21 protein-coding genes are annotated in these 23229 nt (G+C 54.4%); 15 read left to right on the top strand and 6 right to left on the bottom strand.

Annotated elements, in window-relative coordinates; translation table 11 throughout:
- Window positions 1–21: 21 nt before the first annotated feature.
- The 3 genes from M987_RS04780 to M987_RS04770 form a co-directional block, all read right to left on the bottom strand.
- On the bottom strand, window positions 22–1485 hold the full coding sequence (locus M987_RS04780) for a glycoside hydrolase family 1 protein (protein WP_014072258.1): 1464 nt from the start codon (window positions 1483–1485) through the stop codon (window positions 22–24).
- On the bottom strand, window positions 1485–3296 hold the full coding sequence (locus M987_RS04775) for a beta-glucoside-specific PTS transporter subunit IIABC (protein ID WP_014072257.1): 1812 nt from the start codon (window positions 3294–3296) through the stop codon (window positions 1485–1487). The genes M987_RS04780 and M987_RS04775 overlap by 1 nt, the downstream gene beginning before the upstream one ends.
- 179 nt (window positions 3297–3475) lie before the next feature.
- Complete coding sequence (locus M987_RS04770; protein WP_014072256.1) at window positions 3476–4282, bottom strand: dienelactone hydrolase family protein; 807 nt, start codon at window positions 4280–4282, stop codon at window positions 3476–3478.
- Between the two features lie 259 nt (window positions 4283–4541).
- Between M987_RS04770 and udp the strand changes: the two genes are divergently transcribed.
- The 9 genes from udp (at window position 4542) to tatD (ending at window position 12462) form a co-directional block, all read left to right on the top strand.
- Entirely contained in the window at window positions 4542–5303 is a 762-nt protein-coding gene (udp, locus tag M987_RS04765) for a uridine phosphorylase (RefSeq protein WP_014072255.1), read from the top strand.
- A 140-nt stretch (window positions 5304–5443) separates the two neighbouring features.
- Window positions 5444–6871, top strand: a complete 1428-nt coding sequence (gene rmuC, locus M987_RS04760) for a DNA recombination protein RmuC (protein ID WP_014072254.1) — start codon at window positions 5444–5446, stop codon at window positions 6869–6871.
- A 96-nt stretch (window positions 6872–6967) separates the two neighbouring features.
- The gene (ubiE, locus tag M987_RS04755; RefSeq protein ID WP_014072253.1) at window positions 6968–7723 is read left to right on the top strand and encodes a bifunctional demethylmenaquinone methyltransferase/2-methoxy-6-polyprenyl-1,4-benzoquinol methylase UbiE; all 756 of its coding nucleotides are present in this window, start codon (window positions 6968–6970) and stop codon (window positions 7721–7723) included.
- 13 nt (window positions 7724–7736) lie between these two features.
- The gene (ubiJ, locus tag M987_RS04750) at window positions 7737–8342 is read left to right on the top strand and encodes a ubiquinone biosynthesis protein UbiJ (RefSeq protein WP_014072252.1); all 606 of its coding nucleotides are present in this window, start codon (window positions 7737–7739) and stop codon (window positions 8340–8342) included.
- Complete coding sequence (gene ubiB, locus M987_RS04745; protein ID WP_014072251.1) at window positions 8339–9979, top strand: ubiquinone biosynthesis regulatory protein kinase UbiB; 1641 nt, start codon at window positions 8339–8341, stop codon at window positions 9977–9979. Before ubiJ ends, ubiB begins: the two co-directional genes overlap by 4 nt.
- Window positions 9980–10055: 76 nt before the next feature.
- Window positions 10056–10310 (top strand): Sec-independent protein translocase subunit TatA, encoded by a 255-nt coding sequence (tatA, locus tag M987_RS04740; protein WP_014072250.1) that lies wholly within the window; start codon window positions 10056–10058, stop codon window positions 10308–10310.
- A 3-nt stretch (window positions 10311–10313) separates the two neighbouring features.
- Window positions 10314–10862, top strand: coding sequence for a Sec-independent protein translocase protein TatB (gene tatB / locus M987_RS04735; RefSeq protein ID WP_014072249.1), 549 nt, complete (start codon window positions 10314–10316; stop codon window positions 10860–10862).
- A gap of 2 nt (window positions 10863–10864) precedes the next feature.
- Window positions 10865–11638 carry a Sec-independent protein translocase subunit TatC gene (gene tatC / locus M987_RS04730; protein ID WP_014072248.1) on the top strand — a complete coding sequence of 258 codons (774 nt, stop codon included), beginning with the start codon at window positions 10865–10867 and terminating at the stop codon, window positions 11636–11638.
- Between the two features lie 41 nt (window positions 11639–11679).
- On the top strand, window positions 11680–12462 hold the full coding sequence (gene tatD, locus M987_RS04725; protein WP_014072247.1) for a 3'-5' ssDNA/RNA exonuclease TatD: 783 nt from the start codon (window positions 11680–11682) through the stop codon (window positions 12460–12462).
- Here tatD and rfaH read toward each other — a convergent pair.
- Complete coding sequence (gene rfaH / locus M987_RS04720) at window positions 12459–12950, bottom strand: transcription/translation regulatory transformer protein RfaH (RefSeq protein WP_014072246.1); 492 nt, start codon at window positions 12948–12950, stop codon at window positions 12459–12461. The genes tatD and rfaH overlap by 4 nt on opposite strands.
- Window positions 12951–13120: 170 nt before the next feature.
- On the opposite strand from rfaH, the gene ubiD reads away from it, so the two are divergent.
- Together ubiD and fre are read left to right on the top strand one after the other, a co-directional pair.
- Window positions 13121–14626, top strand: coding sequence for a 4-hydroxy-3-polyprenylbenzoate decarboxylase (ubiD, locus tag M987_RS04715; RefSeq protein ID WP_014072245.1), 1506 nt, complete (start codon window positions 13121–13123; stop codon window positions 14624–14626).
- 30 nt (window positions 14627–14656) lie between these two features.
- On the top strand, window positions 14657–15358 hold the full coding sequence (fre, locus tag M987_RS04710) for an NAD(P)H-flavin reductase (protein WP_014072244.1): 702 nt from the start codon (window positions 14657–14659) through the stop codon (window positions 15356–15358).
- 166 nt (window positions 15359–15524) lie between these two features.
- Here fre and fadA read toward each other — a convergent pair whose 3' ends face one another.
- Both fadA and fadB read right to left on the bottom strand, forming a co-directional pair.
- Window positions 15525–16688 (bottom strand): acetyl-CoA C-acyltransferase FadA, encoded by a 1164-nt coding sequence (fadA, locus tag M987_RS04705; protein WP_014072243.1) that lies wholly within the window; start codon window positions 16686–16688, stop codon window positions 15525–15527.
- 9 nt (window positions 16689–16697) lie between these two features.
- Window positions 16698–18887, bottom strand: coding sequence for a fatty acid oxidation complex subunit alpha FadB (fadB, locus tag M987_RS04700; RefSeq protein ID WP_014072242.1), 2190 nt, complete (start codon window positions 18885–18887; stop codon window positions 16698–16700).
- A gap of 190 nt (window positions 18888–19077) precedes the next feature.
- On the opposite strand from fadB, the gene pepQ reads away from it, so the two are divergent.
- From pepQ to hemG, 4 genes are read left to right on the top strand one after another with little or no spacing between them, the layout of a single operon-like run.
- Window positions 19078–20409, top strand: a complete 1332-nt coding sequence (pepQ, locus tag M987_RS04695; RefSeq protein ID WP_014072241.1) for a Xaa-Pro dipeptidase — start codon at window positions 19078–19080, stop codon at window positions 20407–20409.
- Window positions 20409–21023 (top strand): IMPACT family protein, encoded by a 615-nt coding sequence (locus M987_RS04690; protein WP_014072240.1) that lies wholly within the window; start codon window positions 20409–20411, stop codon window positions 21021–21023. The genes pepQ and M987_RS04690 overlap by 1 nt, the downstream gene beginning before the upstream one ends.
- 40 nt (window positions 21024–21063) lie before the next feature.
- Window positions 21064–22515, top strand: a complete 1452-nt coding sequence (trkH, locus tag M987_RS04685) for a Trk system potassium transporter TrkH (RefSeq protein ID WP_014072239.1) — start codon at window positions 21064–21066, stop codon at window positions 22513–22515.
- Window positions 22516–22526: 11 nt separating this feature from the next.
- Window positions 22527–23072: a menaquinone-dependent protoporphyrinogen IX dehydrogenase gene (gene hemG / locus M987_RS04680; RefSeq protein ID WP_014072238.1), complete on the top strand. Its 546-nt coding sequence runs from the start codon at window positions 22527–22529 to the stop codon at window positions 23070–23072.
- Window positions 23073–23229 lie beyond the last annotated feature (157 nt).

Genomic DNA, 23229 nt, shown 5'->3' with positions numbered 1-23229 from the left:
TTATTCCTGCGGCCGGGTCGGTTAGCTCATGTCAGCGCCATTGCTGGCAATCACTTTTTTGTACCACCAGAAAGAGTCTTTCTTCAGGCGTTTTAGCGTGCCGTTGCCTTCATCGTCCTGGTCGACATAGATAAAGCCATAGCGCTTGGACATCTGTGACGTGCCCGCGCTGATAATGTCGATACATCCCCAGGTGGTGAATCCCATCACATCCACCCCTTCATTAATAGCTGCCAAAGTTTGCTCGAAGTGGGCGCGGAAATAGTCGATGCGATAGCTGTCGTGGATCTCACCGTTTTCGACCACATCTTTCGCGCCAAGGCCGTTTTCGACGATAAACAGCGGCTTCTGGTAACGGTCGTATAGCTCAAGCAGGGAGATCTTCAGCCCGACCGGGTCAATCTGCCAGCCCCACTCAGAGGCCGGCAGATACGGGTTTTTCACCCCGAGAACGGTGTTTCCGGGGATACGCTCGACGTCAGGCTGTGTCGATTCGGTCATCGACATGTAGTAGCTAAAGGAGACGAAATCGACGGTATGATCCTTCAGAATGCGCTGATCGTCGGTCTGCATCACTATCTGAATGTCCCGGCTCGCCAGATCGCGCAGGATCAGCGGCGGATATTCGCCAAACACCTGAACATCCGCGTAGAAGTAGTTCTCGAGATTTTTCTTCAGCGTGGCTTCCACATCTTCCGGGCGGCAGCTGTGCGGGTAGGTGGTGAGTTTGGTGAGCATACACCCGACCTGGCTGCCCGGAATTTTAGCGTGGCAATCGCGCGTCACCAGTGCAGAGGCAACAAACTGATGATGCAGCCCCTGGTAGATATCCTGTTTCGCTTTGCCCGGCAGACTTTTCTCTTCGCGGATACCTGCCGTGGTAAACGGGTGGCGATGGATGCTGTCTATCTCATTAAACGTCAGCCAGTAGCGCACCAGATCTTTGTAGCGGTCGAAACAGACATTGCTGAAACGCACGAAGGCGTCCACCACATTGCGATGTACCCAGCCGTTGTATTTTTCACTTAACGCCAGCGGCATTTCGTAGTGAGAAAGCGTGACCAGCGGTTCAATATTATGGCGACGCAGTTCACGGAACATCTCCTCGTAAAATTGCAGACCGGCCTCGTTTGGCGCAGCATCTTCGCCAGTCGGGAAAATACGCGACCAGGCAATCGACACTCGCAACACGGTGTAGCCCATCTCGGCAAACAATGCGATGTCATCTTTATAGTGATGATAAAAATCAATGCCGCGGCGTTTCGGGTACAGCACGTCATTTTTCCCTTCGAACGCGTCGCGGATGTTCTCGTCGGTCAGTGCCATATGGCCGCTGTAATCCTTCACGGACAGATTAGGCTTCCAGGTGATAGCGTCAGCCACAGACGGCCCTTTACCGTCCACATTCCATGCCCCTTCGGCCTGATTGGCGGCAATTGCGCCGCCCCATAAAAAACCTTGCGGAAACGGGAGGGATTTCTCCATTACACGGACTCCTTAAGCGTCATGATGATATGAGGATTTGGATTCTTATCGTCGGTATTACCTGGTGTCAGCGAAAAGCGTTCGCCGTTAGTGACCACCATCATCACCACCGGATCGAGCCCGGCGGCGGTAATAGTGTCCAGTGAGAATTCAATCAGCGTGTCGCCGCGCTTAACGTGCTGACCTTCGGCTACTTTTGCTGAGAAGCCCTCGCCTTGTAGCCTGATGGTGTCGATCCCGATATGGAATATCAGCTCGACACCGGCATCGGTGAGCAGGCTTAGCGCATGACCACTTTCAAATACATTCACAACAGTGCCGTCTGCCGGGGCGCGCAACACCCCCTGAGAAGGCACAATCGCTATCCCGTCACCCATGATTTTGCGTGAGAAAACATCGTCATTAACGTTTTCCAGCGGGATGATTTGCCCTTCAACTGGGCGGGTGAACGTCAGGGTATCGGTTTTTTCCGGTACCTTGTCGCGCCAGAGCAGTAATGCACTGATAAATGCCACGGCAAACGACAATCCCCCACCGGCAAAGGCCCAGACGATGTTCATTGCGTTATCTGGCGAGACAAACATTGAGATGCTGGCAAGACCGGGGCCCACAAGCGCGAAAGCCTGAATACCCATCCAGCCGATAAACGCGCCGCCCACCACGCCCCCGAGTATCACGCTGTAGAGCGCTTTTTTATTCAGCAGCGTCACGCCATACAGCGCCGGTTCGGTAATACCGAACAGCGCGGAGATCCCGGCAGAGAACGCGGTGGACTTCAGCACTTTATCTTTGCTTTTGAGTGCAATAGCCAGGCACGCGCCAGACTCGGCAATGTTGTGCGCCAGCGATGCCGGCAGATAGAGCATCTCACGACCGAACTGACTCATAGAGGCGACGGCGTACGGCAGCATCGGTTTGTGCATCCCGGCGGCGACCATAAAGGGCAGGGCGGCAGCAAGCAGCCCGGTTGCCACAAAACCCAGCTTGCCGTACAGCCACAAAATGACCGTTGCCAGCCCGGCTCCCAGCTCATAACCCAGCGGCCCCAGGATCAGCAGGGTGACTGGGACGGTGACCAGCAGAGAAAGCATTGGCGAGAGGAAAATGCGCAGCGCGCCGGGTGAGTAGCGGTTGAACAGCTTTTCGGTCTGGGCGTAAAAAAGCACGCACAGGATGGCCGGAAACACCTGCGAGGCATACGCTACGTTGCGCAGGTCGAACGACAAAAATGCCGTTCCCTCGGCAAGCTGTTTGGTCATGGCAGGCAACACCATCACCGACACGGCAGATACCGCAACCAGCACGTTCACTTTGAGCTTCATGGCGGTGGTGATCGCCACCAGGATCGGCAGGAAATAGAGCGGCGCAGAACCGATGTTATCCAGAACCTTGTAGGTTGAACTGTCGCGGCTCAACCAGCCCATCACATCCAGCAACAGTAGCAGGGATTTCAGTACCCCGCCGCCCGCAATTGCCGGCACCAGCGGCTGAAAAACGCTAATGACAAAATCGACAATCTGCGCCCCGCGATTAACCCTGGCAGGTGTGTGCTGCCCGCCAGCCTGCGGCGAGCCCACCAGAGAACGCACCGCGTCAAACACCTGTACCACTTCGTGACCGATGATCACCTGGCACTGCACGTTGACGCGAACCCCCAGCACACCGTCGATGTTGGTCAGCGCCGTTTCGTTGACCTTGCTGTTGTCATACAGGCTCAACCGCAAGCGGGTGGAGCAATGTTCGATATGTTCGATATTCTCAGCACCGCCAACCTGGGCGATGATGTCCAGCGCAGTTTGCAAGTGGTTCATGTTCTGGCCCCTGTCTCCAGAGCAAAAAAAAGACCTGAAGCCCTTCTCCACTCGAAAGAGGAGAAGGGCTTCAGGTCTTGCCTACGGCTCGTAGTTACACGCCTGTGCTTTGTATATCGTCCAGATTGTGTTTAAAAGTCAAACAACACAGGCGCTTCATGCACCAAATTGTGAGCCGCTTAACCCTTTTTAGTACCGTATAGGCGGAACCAGGCCAGCATTCGTTGCCAGCCATCTTTAGCGGATTCTTCGTGATAGCTTGGCCGATAATCTGCGTTAAAGGCATGTCCTGCATCGGGATAAACCACGATTTCCGCCTTCGCATTTGCCGCCCGCAGTGCCTGGCGCATGGTTTCTACGGTATCGAGCGGAATGCCGGTATCCTGGCCGCCGTACAAACCCAGCACGGGGGCGTTAAGATCCACGGCGATATCCAGCGGCTGCTTAGGTGAGTTCAGCGTTTTTTCGCCGACCAGCTTGCCGTACCACGCCACGGCAGCCTTGAGCTGCGGATTATGCGCGGCGTACAGCCAGCTGATGCGGCCGCCCCAGCAGAAACCGGTCACCATCAACCGATGCGGGTCGCCGCCGTTACGCGCCGCCCAGCTGGCGACATGGTCCAGGTCCGCCAGCACTTGTGCGTCCGGGACTTTGCTGACCAGATTCGTGAACAGCGTCGGGATATCGCTGTAGTCATTCGGATCGCCCTGGCGGAAATAGAGCTCTGGCGCGATAGCCAGATAACCTTCCAGCGCCAGTCGACGGCACACATCGCGAATATGCTCATGTACGCCGAAAATTTCTTGTATCACAATCACGACCGGCAGAGCGCCATCGGCCGATTTCGGGCGCGCATGGTAAGCCGGCATGTTATCCCCCTGTGAGGGAATGGATGTCTCTCCTGCACTAATGGCTTCTTCTGGAGTCGTGACGATGGTTGAAGCATGAGGGGCAGCAGCAGGTGCAAAACCGGTTTTTTCAGTCATGGCATTCTCCGTACCAATGTTGAGTTAGCGCAAAGGTAAATATAGTCACAAGGTTAACAACCCACAGTGCCTTAAACGGTCTATCTTTTGTGCAACACACCACGGTATAACATTGTTAATGTGATGTTGATCACTTATTTATGGAAATTAACTGCAATCATTTTCATTCATGGTGAGATTCGTCACGAAATTACGCACACTGCTTCTGTAAAGTACCGTTTTACTTCTTCTGACAAACCGACCCACAGAGGAGTCACCTATGTCTAAGTCTGATGTTTTTCATCTCGGCCTCACTAAAAACGATTTACAAGGGGCTACGCTCGCTATCGTCCCTGGCGATCCAGAGCGTGTGGAAAAGATCGCCGCGCTGATGGATAAGCCGGTTAAGCTGGCATCCCATCGTGAATTCACCACCTGGCGCGCAGAGCTGGATGGTAAAGCGGTGATCGTGTGTTCTACCGGTATCGGTGGCCCGTCTACTTCTATTGCGGTTGAAGAGCTGGCGCAGCTGGGTATCCGTACTTTCCTGCGTATCGGCACCACCGGTGCAATTCAGCCGCATATCAATGTGGGTGACGTGCTGGTCACGACGGCATCTGTGCGTCTGGACGGTGCAAGCCTGCACTTTGCGCCAATGGAATTCCCTGCAGTGGCAGATTTCGAATGCACCACTGCGCTGGTTGAAGCCGCGAAATCTGTCGGCGCAACAACGCACATCGGCGTTACCGCCTCTTCCGATACCTTCTACCCGGGCCAGGAGCGTTACGACACCTTCTCTGGTCGCGTAGTGAGCCGCTTCAAAGGCTCAATGGAAGAGTGGCAGTCTATGGGCGTGATGAACTACGAAATGGAATCTGCAACGTTGCTGACCATGTGCGCAAGCCAGGGTCTGCGTGCCGGTATGGTGGCGGGTGTTATCGTTAACCGTACTCAGCAGGAGATCCCGAACGCTGAAACCATGAAGCAGACCGAAAGCCATGCGGTGAAAATTGTGGTTGAAGCGGCTCGCCGCCTGATCTAGTCCTCTGTTCTTCGATAAAAGGCCGACTCGTTCGGCCTTTTCTTTTTTGCGTAGCGCCTCGCAGGAAAAGCCTTTCAAACTGGACGTTTATACAGCACAATTCTATTTTGTGCGGGTAAAACGTTGATGCAGGGGGCATTGTGGATATCTCAATCCTGATTTATGCGGTGATTGCGCTGGTGGGCGTGGGAATAGGCTGGCTTATCTCCAGCTATCAGCACGCGCAGCATAAGGCCGATCAGCTGGCAGAACGCGAAGAGATGGTCGCTGAGCTCAGTGCCGCGAAACAACAGCTTACCCAGAGCGGGCACTGGCGCGACGAGTGCGAGCTGCTCAATAACGAACTGCGCAATCTGCGCGACATCAACACCTCGCTGGAAGCCGATCTGCGCGAAGTCACCACCCGTCTTGAATCGACCCAGCTCCATGCGGAAGATAAAATCCGCCAGATGATCAACAGCGAGCAGCGCCTGAGTGAACAGTTCGAAAACCTGGCGAACCGCATTTTTGAGCACAGCAACCGCCGTGTTGACGAACAAAACCGCCAGAGCCTGAACAGCCTGCTCACACCGCTGCGTGAACAACTGGACGGTTTTCGTCGCCAGGTGCAGGACAGCTTTGGTCAGGAGGCGCGCGAACGCCATACCCTGGCGCATGAAATTCGTAATCTCCAGCAACTGAACGCGCAGATGGCGCAAGAGGCGGTTAACCTGACGCGCGCGCTTAAAGGCGACAACAAAGCGCAGGGCAACTGGGGTGAAGTGGTACTCACCCGCGTGCTGGAGGCCTCTGGCCTGCGTGAAGGGTACGAGTATGAAACGCAGGTCAGCATCGAAAACGATGCCCGCTCGCGGATGCAGCCTGATGTCATTGTGCGCCTGCCGCAGGGCAAAGACGTCGTTATCGACGCCAAAATGACGCTGGTGGCGTACGAACGCTACTTCAATGCCGAGGACGATGACATCCGTGAGTCTGCTCTACAAGAGCATATCGCCTCTGTCCGTAACCACATTCGTCTGCTGGGCCGCAAAGACTATCAGCAGCTACCGGGGTTACGCTCCCTGGATTACGTGCTGATGTTTATTCCGGTGGAGCCCGCATTCCTGCTGGCGCTCGACAGACAGCCCGAACTGATAACCGAAGCACTGAAAAATAACATTATGCTGGTGAGCCCCACGACGCTGCTGGTGGCGCTGCGGACGATTGCAAACCTCTGGCGTTACGAGCACCAAAGCCGTAACGCACAGCAGATTGCCGATCGCGCCAGCAAGCTGTATGACAAAATGCGCCTGTTTGTGGACGATATGTCCTCCGTTGGGCAAAGCCTCGATCGCGCGCAGGATAACTACCGCCAGGCGATGAAAAAGCTCTCTTCCGGGCGCGGCAACCTGCTGGCGCAAGCAGAGGCATTCCGTAGCCTGGGGGTGGAGGTTAAACGCGAGATTAATCCTGAAATGGTCGAACAGGCTACCGCTCAGGATGAGGAATATCGCCTGCGGGAAGAGGCAGGTGAGCAAAATACAGACAGCGAAGACAACGATTTAGCCGCGGATTTATCACCTTCCTAACCGCCGAATCGTTTCTTTCACGGTGGTTGAACCGTAGGGCAAACGCGCCCAATCTGTTACACTTCACGGACATTTGACTGATAAGCAGGCTCTGAGATGGTTGACGATTCACAAGACACGACGCACTTTGGCTTTCAGACTGTTGCTAAAGCGCAGAAGGCTGACATGGTGGCCCACGTATTTCATTCCGTGGCGGCGAAGTACGATGTGATGAATGACTTGATGTCATTCGGCATTCATCGCTTGTGGAAGCGCTTCACCATTGACTGTAGCGGTGTGCGTCGTGGGCAAACGGTACTCGATTTAGCGGGTGGCACAGGCGATCTGACGGCGAAGTTTTCACGTCTGGTTGGCGAAACCGGTCGCGTGGTGCTGGCAGATATTAACGACTCAATGCTGAAAATGGGACGTGAGAAGCTGCGTAACATCGGCGTTGTGGGTAACGTTGAATATGTACAGGCAAACGCCGAAGCGCTGCCGTTCCCGGACAACACTTTTGACTGCATCACCATCTCGTTTGGCCTGCGTAATGTCACTGATAAAGACAAAGCGCTGCGTTCCATGTACCGCGTGCTGAAGCCGGGTGGCCGTCTGCTGGTGCTCGAGTTCTCCAAACCGATTATCGAGCCGCTGAGCAAAGCTTATGATGCCTATTCGTTCCACGTGCTGCCGCGCATTGGTGAGCTGGTGGCAAACGATGCGGAAAGCTATCGCTATCTGGCGGAATCTATCCGCATGCACCCGGATCAGGACACCTTAAAAGCGATGATGCAGGATGCTGAGTTTGAAAACGTTGAGTACTTCAACATGACGGCGGGTGTCGTCGCGCTGCATCGCGGTTATAAGTTCTGAGTGGAGGTGTCCCGTGCCCTTTAAACCTTTAGTCACCGCAGGCATCGAGAATGCACTGAATGCCTTTCTGTACCGTGCTCCGGCGCTAAAAACTGCGCGTCAGCGACTCAACGGGAAGGTGTTACGTATTGTTTTAAAAGAGTTCTCTGCGCCGCTGGTGCTGGTTTTCAGCGAGCGCCAGCTTGATGTCCTGGGCGAGTGGGAAGGTGAGGCCGACTGCTCGGTTATCACGCACATGAGCGTGTTGCCAAAACTGCGCGACCGCCAGCAACTGACTGCACTTATCCGTAGCGGCGAACTGGAAGTCGAAGGTGACATTCAGGTCGTGCAGAACTTCGTTGCGCTAAGCGATCTTGCCGAGTTCGACCCGGCGGAACTGCTTGCACCCTATATTGGCGACATCGCCGCCGAAGGGATCAGCAAAGTCATTCACGGTGGTTCGGCATTTCTGCGCAAAACCGTTCAGCGCCAACAGCGCTACGCAGCCGAGGTGTTGACCGAAGAGTGGCGTATGGCTCCGGGACCACTTGAAGTGGCATGGTTTGCAGAAGAAACCGCTGCTGTCGAACGTGCGGTTGACGCGCTAACCAAACGGCTGGAAAAACTGGAGGGCAAATGACGCCTGGTGAAATTCGGCGCCTCTATTTTATCGTCCACACCTTTTTGAGTTACGGGCTCGACGAGCTTATCCCCAAAATGCGTATCACTCTGCCGCTTCGAATCTGGCGGCGGATGTTGTTCTGGATGCCAAATCGCCATAAGGATCAGCCGCTGGGTGAACGCCTGCGTCTGGCATTGCAGGAACTTGGCCCGGTATGGATCAAATTTGGGCAGATGCTCTCTACCCGCCGGGATCTCTTCCCGCCTACCATCGCCGATCAGCTGGCTTTATTGCAGGATCGCGTCGCGCCTTTTGACGGTGCGCGAGCTAAGCAGCAAATTGAAGAGGCGATGGGTAATATCCCTGTCGAAACCTGGTTTGACGATTTTGAAATTCAGCCGCTGGCATCGGCCTCCATTGCTCAGGTGCATACTGCGCGCCTGAAAGAAAATGGCAAAGAGATCGTCATCAAGGTGATCCGCCCGGACATCCTGCCGGTTATCAAGGCGGACATGAAGCTTATCTACCGCCTTGCACGCTGGGTTCCGCGCCTGCTGCCGGACGGTCGACGCCTGCGTCCAATGGAAGTTGTGCGCGAGTACGAAAAAACGCTGATTGATGAGCTCAACCTGTTGCGTGAAGCGGCAAACGCCATCCAGCTGCGCCGTAATTTTGAAGACAGCCCGATGCTGTATGTTCCTGAGGTTTACTCTGACTACTGTAGCCAGAATATGCTGGTCATGGAGCGTATCTACGGTATTCCGGTATCAGACGTGGTGGCTCTCGAAAACCAGGGAACCAACATGAAGCTGCTGGCCGAACGCGGTGTGCAGGTGTTCTTCACCCAGGTATTCCGCGACAGCTTCTTCCATGCGGATATGCACCCGGGCAATATTTTCGTCAGCTATGAGCACCCGGAAAACCCGAAATACATCGGTATCGACTGCGGTATTGTGGGCTCACTGAACAAAGAAGATAAGCGCTACCTCGCGGAAAACTTTATTGCATTCTTCAACCGCGACTACCGTAAGGTTGCTGAGCTGCACGTGGATTCTGGCTGGGTTCCGCCGGATACTAACGTTGAAGAGTTCGAATTCGCTATCCGTACCGTGTGTGAGCCGATTTTCGAAAAACCGCTGGCAGAAATTTCATTCGGCCATGTTTTGCTGAACCTGTTTAACACCGCGCGCCGCTTTAATATGGAAGTTCAGCCGCAGTTAGTTTTACTTCAGAAAACATTACTTTACGTTGAGGGCGTAGGCCGTCAGCTCTATCCTCAGTTAGACTTGTGGAAAACAGCGAAACCTTTCCTCGAATCCTGGATTAAGGATCAGGTCGGCATTCCGGCGCTGGTGCGCTCTTTCAAAGAGAAAGCCCCGTTCTGGATTGAAAAAATGCCGGAAATACCTGAACTGGTTTACGACAGTTTGCGTCAGAGCAAGAACCTTCAGCACAGCATGGATAAAATCGCCCGCGAGCTTCAGTCCAATCGCGTTCGTCAGGGACAGTCCCGTTATCTCTTTGGGATTGGTGCGACACTGTTGCTGAGCGGTACGCTGCTGCTGATCAATCGCCCGGACTGGCAGATGATGCCTGCCTGGCTGATGGCCGGCGGTGTGGTTGTCTGGTTTGCGGGCTGGAGAAAAACGCGCTGAATTTGCGTCGCTATCGCCGGGTCGCATACGTATAATGCGACCTGATTAATTAATCATCTATCACTGAGGAACATGTATGGGTGGTATCAGTATCTGGCAATTGTTGATCATTGCCGTCATCGTCGTGCTGCTGTTTGGCACCAAAAAGCTCGGTTCCATCGGTTCCGACCTCGGCGCGTCCATCAAAGGCTTCAAGAAAGCGATGAGTGATGATGAAAATAAGCAGGAAAAATCCAGCCAGGACGCTGATTTTACTGCTAAATCCATTGCCGACAAGCAAGATGAAGCCAAAAAGGAAGACGCTAAACGCCACGATAAAGAGCAGGTGTAATTCGTGTTCGACATTGGTTTTGGTGAACTGCTGCTGGTCTTTGTGATTGGCCTGATTGTGCTGGGCCCGCAGCGTTTACCCGTTGCGGTAAAAACTGTTGCGGGTTGGGTGCGTGCGCTTCGATCGCTGGCTACCACGGTACAGAACGAACTGGCGCAGGAGCTTAAGCTTCAGGAGTTTCAGGACAGCCTGAAAAAGGTTGAGAAGGCGAGCATGGATAACCTGACGCCAGAGCTCAAAGCCTCGATGGATGAACTGCGCGAAGCCGCGGAATCCATGAAACGCTCTTACAGCGTCAACGATCCTGAAAAAGCGAGCGATGAAGCAAATACCATCCATAACCCGGTGGTAAAAGAGAGCGAAGCGCAGCGAGAGGGCGTGACCCCTGCGAGCGCAGAGCATCAGGCCACAGCACCTGAACAGACGCCGCAGGAACCCGAAGTGAAAAAACAGGTGCAGCCGGATGAGCCCGTTGTTAAGGCTGCGGCGACCGAAGCTAAAGCCGCTGCGTCTGTTTCCGAATCATCCCCCTCGTCGAGTGATAAAGCGTAAACATGGCAGTAGATGATACTCAACCGCTTATTGCGCACCTTATTGAGCTGCGCAAGCGCCTGCTGAACTGCATTATTGCGGTTTGCATCATTTTCTTAGGGTTGGTCTATTTCGCCAACGATATCTACCAGGTGGTTTCTGCACCGCTGATTAAGCAAATGCCTCTGGGTGCAACGATGATCGCAACGGACGTTGCTTCACCGTTCTTTACCCCAATCAAGCTGACCTTCTGGGTATCGCTGATTGCGTCTGCGCCAGTCATTTTGTACCAGGTCTGGGCGTTTGTGGCCCCGGCGCTGTATAAGCATGAACGCAAGCTGGTGATCCCGCTGCTGGTGTCCAGCTCGATGCTGTTCTATATCGGTATGGCATTCGCTTATTTCGTTGTCTTCCCTCTGGCCTTTGGCTTCCTGACGCATACGGCGCCGGAAGGGGTGCAGGTTTCGACCGATATCGCCAGCTATCTCAGCTTTGTCATGGCGCTGTTTATGGCGTTTGGCGTGGCGTTTGAAGTCCCGGTGGCGATTGTGCTGCTGTGCTGGGTCGGCGTGACCACGCCGGAAGACCTGCGTAAGAAACGCCCGTATATCCTGGTCGGAGCATTCGTGGTCGGTATGTTGCTGACGCCGCCGGATGTGTTCTCGCAAACGCTTCTGGCCATACCGATGTACTGTCTGTTTGAAGTTGGCGTGTTCTTCTCGCGGTTCTACGTCGGCAAACGACGCCCGCAGGAAGGCGAAGAAGACGACGAGTCAGACAAGACCACAGAAGAATAAAACCAGCCGCCCGTCAGGGCGGTTTTTACATGGGAAACCGCATGTTTGATATTGGCCTTAACCTCACCAGCTCTCAGTTTGCCAAAGATCGCGATGACGTTGTCGCACGCGCCTTCTCCGCCGGGGTGAAAGGCCTGCTGCTGACGGGAACCAGTCTGCATGAAAGCGAACAGGCGCAGCAACTTGCCCGGCATTATCCACACTGCTGGTCAACTGCGGGGGTGCATCCACATGACAGTAGCACCTGGAATGCAGAGAGCGCCGAAATCCTTCATGCGCTGGCAAACACGCCAGAAGTGGTGGCGATTGGCGAATGCGGGCTGGATTTCAACCGCAACTTTTCCACCCCCGCTGAACAAGAACACGCCTTTACCGCTCAGCTTGCGCTGGCGGCTGAACTGGGGATGCCTGTGTTTATGCACTGCCGTGATGCCCACGAACGTTTTCTTGCGCTGCTCGAACCCTGGCTGGATAAGCTGCCTGGCGCGGTACTGCACTGTTTTACCGGCTCCCGACAGGAAGCGCTGGATTGCCTGAACCGGGGGCTATATCTGGGGATCACGGGTTGGGTCTGTGATGAACGGCGTGGGCTGGAACTGCGAGAATTGCTGCCTGTTATTCCTGCCGAACGGCTGTTGGTGGAAACGGACGCGCCTTATCTTCTGCCGCGTGACCTCTCGCCAAAACCCTCTTCACGACGTAATGAACCGGCATTCCTGGGGCATATTGTGGAAAGCGTGGCGCGCTGGCGTGGAGAAGAACCACAGTGGATGGCGGCACAAACGGATGACAACGTGCGCCGCCTGTTCGGTGTGCAGTTTTAAAGTTTGCGGAAATCGGTGTTTTTGACGCTCTGAAGCACCTGCTTGTTCAACAGATTGAGCAACAGCATGGAGCGTGCTTCGCCGTCCGGTTCAGAGAAAATGGCCTGTAACCCTTCAAATGCGCCTTCGGTGATCACCACCTCATCGCCGGTGTAAGGCGTTTCTGGATCGGTGATATCTTCAGGTTGCTGGTAGACCGAAAGCTGGTGAATGACCGTTGAAGGCACTGTTGCCGGGTGCGCGCCAAAACGCACAAAGTGGCTGACGCCGCGCGTGGCACTGATGGTGGTGGTGTGGATCACTTCCGGGTCGAACTCGACGAACAGATAGTTCGGGAACAGAGGTTCGCTGACCATCGCACGTTTCCCGCGCTGCATTTTTTCAAGCGTGATCACCGGCGTCAGGCAATGCACTGACTGACGTTCAAGATGTTCCTGCGCGCGCTGAAGTTGCCCGCGTTTGCAATACAGTAAATACCAGGCCTGCATAATCACTCTTTCCCTTAGTTCGGGGCGCAAGCATATCAAAACCCTGGCGGGATCGCTAAGTTGATTATAATGGCCGAAAGTGGAGTAAGACGCGGAAGTTCACGCTAATTTAACAAAATTACAGCATCACGCAGTCTTACGCCGTATAATGAAGCGCTTACAGAGAGGCCATGACTAACTGCATGAAATACCACGATCTACGCGACTTCCTGGCGCTGCTGGAAAAGCAGGGCGAACTCAAACGGATTACGCTTCCTGTTGATCCTTATCTGGAAATGACAGAAATTGCTGACCGCACCCTGCGTGCCGGTGGCCCTGCGCTGTTATTTGAAAATCCAAAAGGTTACTCCATGCCGGTGCTCTGCAACCTGTTTGGCACACCACGTCGTGTGGCGTTGGGCATGGGGCAAGAGGATGTCACTGCGTTACGTGAAGTGGGCAAACTGCTGGCCTTTCTGAAAGAGCCGGAGCCGCCAAAAGGCTTCCGCGATCTGTTCGACAAACTGCCGCAATTTAAGCAGGTGTTGAACATGCCAACCAAACGCCTGCGCGGTGCGCCATGCCAGCAAAAAGTGCTGGAAGGTGAGGCAGTTGATCTGACGAAAATCCCCATTATGCAGTGCTGGCCCGAAGATGCTGCGCCGCTTATCACCTGGGGACTGACCGTTACACGTGGTCCGTACAAAGAGCGGCAAAACCTCGGCATTTATCGCCAGCAGCTGATTGGTAAAAACAAGTTGATTATGCGCTGGCTGTCGCATCGCGGCGGCGCGCTGGATTTCCAGGAGTGGTGTGCTGAACACCCAGGCGAGCGTTTCCCGGTTTCCGTGGCGCTGGGCGCTGATCCGGCAACCATCCTGGGGGCAGTTACGCCTGTTCCTGATACGCTTTCTGAATACGCGTTTGCAGGCTTGCTGCGCGGCACCAAAACCGAAGTGGTGAAGTGTATTTCCAATGACCTGGAAGTACCGGCCAGTGCGGAAATCGTGCTGGAAGGTTACATTGAGCAGGGTGAAATGGCACCGGAAGGGCCATATGGCGATCACACGGGTTATTACAACGAAGTCGATAACTTCCCGGTGTTTACCGTTACCCACATCACCCAGCGTGAAGATGCCATTTATCACTCGACCTACACCGGTCGTCCACCGGATGAACCGGCCGTTCTGGGTGTGGCGCTGAACGAAGTGTTTGTGCCTATTCTGCAAAAGCAGTTCCCGGAAATTGTTGATTTCTATCTGCCGCCGGAAGGATGCTCTTATCGCCTGGCTGTGGTAACAATGAAGAAGCAGTATGCGGGTCACGCCAAACGCGTGATGATGGGCGTATGGTCGTTCCTGCGCCAATTTATGTATACCAAGTTTGTTATTGTCTGTGATGATGACGTCAATGCCCGCGACTGGAATGACGTTATCTGGGCCATCACCACGCGGATGGACCCGGCACGTGACACGGTGTTAGTGGAAAACACACCGATTGATTATCTGGATTTTGCCTCGCCGGTTTCCGGTCTTGGCTCAAAAATGGGACTGGATGCCACAAACAAATGGCCTGGCGAAACCGACCGTGAATGGGGTCGCCCGATCAAAAAAGATCCTGCCGTGACCGCGCGAATTGACGCGATCTGGGACGAACTGGCCATAATGAATAACGGTAAACCCGAATCTGACCGTTAAGCCCTATAGACTTCCCGACAGAGAGAGCGAATGACAACCTTAAGCTGTAAAGTGACCTCGGTAGATGCTATCACCGACACCGTATATCGCGTCCGTTTAGTGCCAGAAGCGGCATTCTCTTTCCGCGCTGGTCAGTACTTGATGGTCGTGATGGATGAACGAGATAAGCGTCCTTTCTCTATGGCCTCTACGCCAGCAGAGCAGGAATTCATCGAGCTTCATATTGGTGCGTCAGAGCTTAACCTGTATGCGATGGCCGTGATGGATCGCATTCTGAAAGAGCGCGAAATCCTGGTGGATATTCCTCACGGTGACGCCTGGTTGCGTGAAGACGAAGACCGTCCGCTGATCCTGATTGCTGGCGGTACCGGCTTCTCTTACGCCCGTTCTATTCTGTTGACCGCACTGGCACGCAATCCAGACCGTGATATCACCATCTACTGGGGTGGACGCGAAGAGAAACATCTCTACGATCTGTCCGAGCTGGAAGCACTGAGCATTAACCATCCGAACCTGCGTATTGAGCCGGTTGTCGAGCAGCCGGAAGAAGGCTGGCGTGGGCGCAGCGGCACGGTACTGACGGCGGTATTGCAGGATTACGGCACGCTGGCGGAGCACGATATCTATATTGCGGGTCGTTTTGAGATGGCGAAAATTGCCCGTGACCTGTTCTGTAACGAACGTGGTGCGCGTGAAGACCGCCTGTTCGGCGATGCGTTTGCGTTTATCTAAATAAACGAAATAAAAAACCCGCCCCTGACAGGCGGGAAGAACGGCAACTAAACTGTCTCTCTTCGTGAATACGGCGAGATGCTTTTCGTAGGCCGGGAAAGCGCAGCGCCGCCCGGCAACAGCCCGATGGCGCGATGCTTATCGGGCCTACGATACTTTTCCTGATTTACACCCTCTCAAACACCGTCGCGATACCCTGACCCAACCCAATACACATGGTTGCCAGACCAAACTGGGCATCCTTGCGTTCCATCAGGTTAATCAGGGTGGTACTGATACGTGCACCGGAACAACCCAGCGGGTGACCGAGTGCGATCGCGCCGCCGTTGAGGTTAATCTTCTCGTCGATCTTGTCCATCAACCCCAGATCTTTAATGCACGGCAGGATCTGGGCGGCAAAGGCTTCATTCATCTCAAACAGGTCGATATCGCTGGCGGTTAATCCCGCTTTTTTCAGCGCCAGTTTCGACGCCGGAACCGGGCCGTAACCCATAATCGACGGATCACAACCGACCACCGCCATCGAACGAATACGGGCGCGTGGCGTCAGGCCTAACTCGCGGGCGCGACTTTCGCTCATCACCAGCATCGCGGCAGCACCATCGGAAAGGGCAGAAGATGTTCCTGCGGTCACTGTACCTGTTACCGGGTCAAATGCCGGGCGCAGTGTGGAAAGTGCTTCGACCGTGGTTTCCGGGCGGATCACTTCGTCGTAGCTGAACTGCTTCAGTACGCCGTCAGCGTCGTGCCCGCCGGTTGGGATAATCTCGCTTTTAAATGCGCCAGACTGAGTGGCAGCCCAGGCGCGGGCGTGAGAGCGCGCAGCGAAGGTGTCCTGCATTTCACGGCTAATGCCGTGCATTCGCGAGAGCATCTCGGCGGTCAGCCCCATCATGCCCGCCGCTTTCGCCACGTTACGGCTCATGCCCGGGTGGAAATCGACCCCGTGGCTCATCGGCACGTGACCCATATGCTCCACGCCGCCAATCATGCAGGCCTGCGCATCGCCGGTCATGATCATACGGGCAGCATCGTGCAGTGCCTGCATTGACGAGCCGCACAGGCGGTTAACGGTCACCGCCGGTACGGAATGCGGGATTTCAGCCAGTAATGCTGCATTACGGGCGATGTTAAAACCTTGCTCCAGAGTCTGCTGCACGCAGCCCCAGTAGATATCGTCCAGCGCGGTGGGATCCAGCGCCGGATTACGCGCCAGCAGGCTACGCATCAGGTGCGCGGAGAGATCTTCCGCGCGAACGTTACGGAATGCGCCGCCCTTTGAACGGCCCATGGGGGTGCGAATTGCATCGACAATGACAACCTTTTCCATTGTGACTCCTTAAGCCGTTTTCAGCTCGCCAACCGGACGGGCAGGCTCAACTGCTGGATAGTAGGGTTCGTTATGGCGCGCTTTATTACGCAGACCTTCCGGTACGGCATAGAGCGGACCGAGGTGCTGATACTGCTGGGCCATATCGAGGTACTTCGCGCTGCCAAGCGTATCCAGCCAACGGAACGCACCGCCGTGGAACGGAGGGAAACCGAGGCCATAGACCAGCGCCATATCCGCTTCTGCCGGGCTGGCGATGATGCCTTCTTCCAGGCAACGCACCACTTCGTTAACCATTGGGATCATCATGCGAGCGATAATCTCCTCGTCGGTGAAGTCGCGTTTTGGCGCACTGACGTCCGCCAGCAGGCTTTCCACCGCCGCATCTTCTTCTTTCTTCGGCTTGCCTTTGCTGTCTTCTTTATAACGCCAGAAGCCCAGACCGTTTTTCTGACCAAAACGGTTGGCATCGAACATGGCGTCGATGGCATCGCGATAATCTTTGCTCATGCGCTGCGGGAAGCCCGCGGCCATGACGGCCTGTGCGTGATGCGCGGTGTCGATACCGACCACATCCAGCAGATACGCCGGGCCCATCGGCCAGCCGAACTGTTTTTCCATCACTTTGTCGACTTTGCGGAAATCTGCACCGTCGCGCAGCAGCTGGCTAAAACCGGCAAAGTAAGGGAACAGCACGCGGTTCACAAAGAAACCAGGACAGTCGTTCACCACGATCGGCGTTTTGCCCATTTTGCTGGCCCACGCTACGACTTTAGCAATTGTGTCATCAGAGGTTTTTTCCCCACGAATGACTTCAACCAGCGGCATCCGGTGAACCGGGTTAAAGAAGTGCATCCCGCAGAAGTTTTCCGGGCGCTTCAGGACGCTGGCCAGTTCGCTGATCGGGATGGTGGAGGTATTGGATGCCAGAACGGTGTCCTGGCGAACCTTATCTTCAGTTTCTGCCAGCACTGCTTTTTTAACTTTTGGGTTTTCAACCACGGCTTCGACCACCACGTCAACGCGATCGAAACCGCTGTATTCCAGGGTCGGCTGGATAGTGGAGATCACACCCGCGAGTTTCAGGCCATCAATCTTGCCGCGCTCAAGCTGCTTGTTGAGTAATTTGGCCGCTTCGGTCATGCCAAGCGTCAGGGATTTTTCGCTGATATCTTTCATCACTACCGGCACGCCTTTCCAGGCGGACTGGTAAGCAATACCGCCACCCATAATGCCTGCGCCGAGCACCGCTGCGTGTTTTGGTGTCTCAACGTTTTTGGTCAGCTGTTTGGCTTTACCTTTAACGAACTGATCGTTCAGGAAGATGCCCACCAGAGCGCGCGCTTCGTTGGTGTGCGCCAAAGGAACGAAGCTCTGGTTTTCTAATTTAAGCGCCTCTTCACGGCCAAAGCGGGCAGCGGCTTCAATGGTTTTTACCGCCGTGATAGGGGCCGGGTAGTGTTTACCTGCGGTCTGCATCACCATGCCTTTGGCAATGGTGAAACTCATGGCCGCTTCAATTTTACTGAGCTTTAAGGGTTCAAGCTTCGGCTGGCGCTTCGCTTTCCAGTCGAGATCGCCATTAATAGCCTGACGCAGAATGGCGATAGCACCTTCAACCAGTTTTTCTGGCTTAACGACACCATCCACCAGGCCAATTTTCTGCGCTTGCTCCGCGCCGACATCTTTACCCGCGGCAATAATTTCCAGGGCGCTATCGGCACCCAACATGCGTGGCATACGTACAGAGCCACCAAAGCCCGGCATGATGCCCAGTTTGGTTTCCGGCAGGCCAATACGCAGGTCTGGTGTCGCCAGACGATAATCTGTGGCCAGCACACATTCGCAGCCACCGCCCAGCGCGTAGCCGTTAACAGCGGAGATCGTTGGGACAGGTAAATCTTCCAGGCGGTTAAAGACGCTGTTAGCAAAATGCAGCCACTGGCTCAGCTGTTCTTCCGGCACCAGGAATAGAGACAAGAATTCGGTGATATCGGCACCGACAATAAAGGCCGCTTTGTTAGAGCGCAGCAGCAGCCCTTTTAAATCAGATTGCTTTTCAAGTACATCCAGCGCCTGGCCAAGACTGGCCACCGTCGCGGTATCGAGCTTGTTTACTGAGCCGGGGGCATCGAACACCAGTTCGGCAATGCCATCTTCCAGCCAGTTGAGGTACAGGGTGTCGCCTTTGTAGAGCATGTCAGTCTCCTGAATCCAGCAATTGGATCTGGTCATACCAGATGAAACGGAGTGTGGAATTTATGTTAATAAAATGCAAATTACTCATTAAGAAATTGCTGCATTGATCACGCTCGGTGGAAATCACGCAGGTGAGGGCAGGTGTGCTAAGATGCGAAGACTTGAGGTCGAAAAAACGAAAGGATAAATGATGGACTCACTGGCTGCGCTCTATAAAAATCATATCGTTACCCTACAGGAACGTACCCGCGATGTACTGGCTCGTTTTAAGCTGGATGCCCTGCTTATCCACTCCGGCGAGCTGATGAATACCTTCCTTGATGACCATGCTTACCCGTTTAAGGTCAACCCGCAGTTTAAAGCCTGGGTGCCGGTGACACAGGTTCCAAATTGCTGGTTGCTGGTGGATGGCGTGAACAAGCCGAAGCTGTGGTTCTATTTGCCGGTGGATTACTGGCACAACGTTGAACCGCTGCCAACAACCTTCTGGACCGAAGAAGTTGACGTGATCGCGCTGCCGAAAGCCGACGGGATTGGCAGCCAGTTGCCTGCTGCGCGTGGCAATATTGCCTATATTGGTCCTGTGCCAGAGCGTGCGCTGGGTCTGGATATTCCGGCTGACAAACTGAATCCGAAAGGGGTTCTGGATTATCTGCACTATTACCGCGCTTATAAAACTGATTACGAACTCTTCTGTATGCGTGAAGCGCAAAAAACGGCGGTGACGGGCCACCGTGCTGCGCATGAAGCGTTCCTGTCTGGCATGAGCGAGTTCGATATCAACCAGGCATACCTGACGGCAACCGGCCACCGTGATACCGATGTGCCGTACAGCAACATCGTGGCGCTGAATGAGCACGCGTCTGTTCTGCACTACACCAAACTGGATCACCATGTTCCGTCCGAGATGCGCAGCTTCCTGCTGGATGCGGGTGCCGAGTACAACGGCTATGCCGCTGACCTGACCCGTACCTGGGCGGCCCACGGTGATACCGATTTTGCACATCTGATCAAAGACGTGAACGACGAGCAGCTGGCACTTATCGGCACCATGAAAGCGGGAACCAGCTACGTGGATTACCACATCCAGTTCCATCAGCGCATCGCAAAGCTGCTGCGTAAGCACCAGATTGTGAAGGATATGAGCGAAGAAGCGATGGTGGAAAACAACCTGACCGGGCCGTTCATGCCGCACGGTATTGGTCACCCGCTGGGTCTTCAGGTTCATGATGTCGCGGGCTTTATGCAGGACGACACGGGCACGCATCTGGCGGCACCGTCTAAATATCCGTACCTGCGCTGCACGCGTATTATCGAGCCGCGTATGGTGCTGACCATTGAACCGGGTATCTACTTTATCGAATCCCTGCTGGCGCCGTGGCGTGAAGGCCAGTTCAGCAAGCACTTCAACTGGGAAAAAATTGAAGCGCTGAAACCGTTTGGCGGTATTCGTATTGAAGATAACGTGGTTATCCACGAAAACGGTGTCGAGAACATAACGCGAGATCTGAAACTGGCCTGATGGAAAGCTGGCTGATACCGGCGGAACCGGTCACCTTTGTTGAGGAAATCAAGAAAAGCCGCTTTATTACGCTGTTGGCGCACACCGACGGCGTAGAGGCGGCAAAGGCGTTTGTGGAGTCCGTCCGCGCGCAACATCCTGATGCGCGTCACCACTGCGTCGCGTGGGTGGCCGGGCCGCCGGATGACTCACAGCAACTGGGTTTTTCTGATGATGGTGAACCGGCTGGCACGGCCGGTAAACCCATGCTTTCTCAGCTAATGGGAAGCGGTGTGGGAGAAATAACCGCTGTAGTAGTTCGCTACTATGGCGGCATTTTGCTCGGAACGGGTGGGTTGGTTAAAGCCTACGGTGGCGGTGTTCAGCAAGCACTTAATCTGCTGATCACAACCCGCAAAACGCCACTTACCGAATATACTTTGTTGTGCGATTACGCACAGTTATCGGGTATCGAAACCCTGCTAAAGCAATTTAATGGCGTGATTGCGCACAGTGATTACCAGGCGACAGTACAGTTGCGTGTGGCGCTTCCTCAGGCAGAACTGGATGCTTTTTCAGCAAAACTGGCTGATTTTAGTCGTGGTTCGTTGCAATTGCTGCCGATTGAAGAATAATCCCCACCTTACTTTTTGAATACCAAAGGAAGCGGCAGAGATGCATTTTCGTGCCATTACCCGAATCGTTGGACTGCTGGTCATACTCTTTTCCGGGACGATGATTCTCCCAGGCCTGGTGGCACTTATCTACCGGGACGGCGCGGGGCGTGCGTTTACCCAGACGTTCTTTGTCGCGCTGATGATCGGTTCGATGCTGTGGTGGCCTAACCGTCGTGAGAAAGGTGAACTGAAATCCCGGGAAGGATTTTTGATTGTTGTCTTGTTCTGGACGGTGCTGGGGAGCGTGGGTGCGCTACCTTTCATCTTTGCTGAGCAACCGAATCTGACCATCACGGACGCTTTCTTTGAATCGTTTTCAGGCTTAACCACCACTGGGGCAACCACGCTGGTAGGGCTGGATTCACTACCCCACGCGATCCTCTTCTACCGGCAAATGCTGCAATGGTTCGGCGGTATGGGGATCATTGTCCTGGCCGTGGCCATTCTGCCGATTCTGGGCGTCGGGGGGATGCAGTTGTATCGCGCCGAAATGCCCGGCCCGCTGAAAGATAACAAGATGCGCCCGCGTATTGCCGAAACGGCGAAAACGCTGTGGCTTATTTACGTCTTACTGACGGTTGCCTGTGCGCTGGCGCTGTGGTTTGCCGGGATGCCTGCCTTTGATGCCATTGGCCATAGCTTTGCTACGATCGCCATTGGTGGCTTCTCTACGCACGATGCCAGCGTGGGCTACTTCGACAGCCCGACAATCAACACCATTATTGCTATCTTCCTGCTGATCTCCGGCTGTAACTATGGTTTGCACTTCTCTTTATTAAGCGGGCGTAGCCTGAAGGTCTACTGGCGCGACCCGGAATTCCGCATGTTTATTGGCGTCCAGTTTACTCTGGTTGTCATCTGTACTCTGGTGTTGTGGCTTCACGATGTTTATAACTCGGCAATCACGACGCTTAATCAGGCCTTCTTCCAGGTTGTGTCGATGGCGACAACGGCGGGCTTCACAACCGACAGCATTGCGCGCTGGCCGTTGTTCCTGCCTGTGCTGTTGTTGTGCTCTGCATTTATTGGCGGCTGCGCCGGGTCTACGGGCGGTGGTCTGAAGGTGATTCGTATCCTGCTGCTGTTTAAGCAGGGTAACCGTGAGCTGAAACGCCTGGTCCACCCGAACGCGGTTTACAGCATTAAACTGGGGAACCGTGCGCTGCCGGAACGTATCCTCGAAGCGGTGTGGGGATTCTTCTCTGCCTATGCGCTGGTCTTTATCGTCAGTATGCTCGCCATTATTGCAACTGGGGTGGATGATTTTTCTGCATTCGCGTCCGTGGTGGCAACGCTTAATAACCTGGGGCCAGGGCTGGGCGTAGTGGCAGATAACTTTGCCAGTATGAACCCGGTGGCGAAATGGATCTTAATTGCCAACATGTTGTTCGGGCGTCTTGAGGTCTTTACGCTGCTGGTGCTGTTTACCCCAACATTCTGGCGCGAGTAAGGGAGTCATTGTTGAAAACACTTATTCTATTCTCTACACGTGACGGGCAAACCCGTGAGATTGCCTCTTATCTGGCATCTGAATTAAAAGAGCTGGGGGTTTACGCGGATGTCGTGAACCTGAACCGTACAGAAGAGATTAGCTGGCAGGACTACGATCGCGTGGTCATTGGGGCCTCTATCCGTTACGGGCATTTCCATCCTGCGCTGGATAGCTTTGTGAAAAAGCATACGGCGGTGCTGAATGCATTGCCTGGCGCTTTCTATTCCGTAAACCTGGTTGCGCGCAAAGCAGAGAAACGCACACCGCAGACGAACAGCTACACGCGTAAGTTTTTGCTGGGTTCTCCGTGGCAGCCAGATCTGTGTGCCGTATTTGCGGGCGCGCTGCGTTACCCACGTTATCGCTGGTACGACCGCTTTATGATCCGTCTTATTATGAAGATGACCGGCGGTGAAACGGATACCCGTAAAGAAGTGGTCTATACCGACTGGGCGCAGGTCGCCAGTTTTGCGCGTGAAATCGCACAATTAACGGCCGATTCGAAGGTAAAATAAACGCAAAGTTTGAAAAGTGAGCGAACGAAAAGTTTTTTGAATTTTATGCTTGTCACTTCAGAATAACTCCCTATAATGCGCCTCCACTGACACGGAACAACGGCAAGCAAGCCGCCGGGTCAGCAGGGTTCTCCGGCGAAAGCCACTGAAGAACCCC

Source organism: Enterobacter soli ATCC BAA-2102, from assembly GCF_001654845.1.
GTDB classification, from domain to species: domain Bacteria; phylum Pseudomonadota; class Gammaproteobacteria; order Enterobacterales; family Enterobacteriaceae; genus Enterobacter; species Enterobacter soli.
This window is presented reverse-complemented; position numbering and strand designations above follow the sequence as displayed.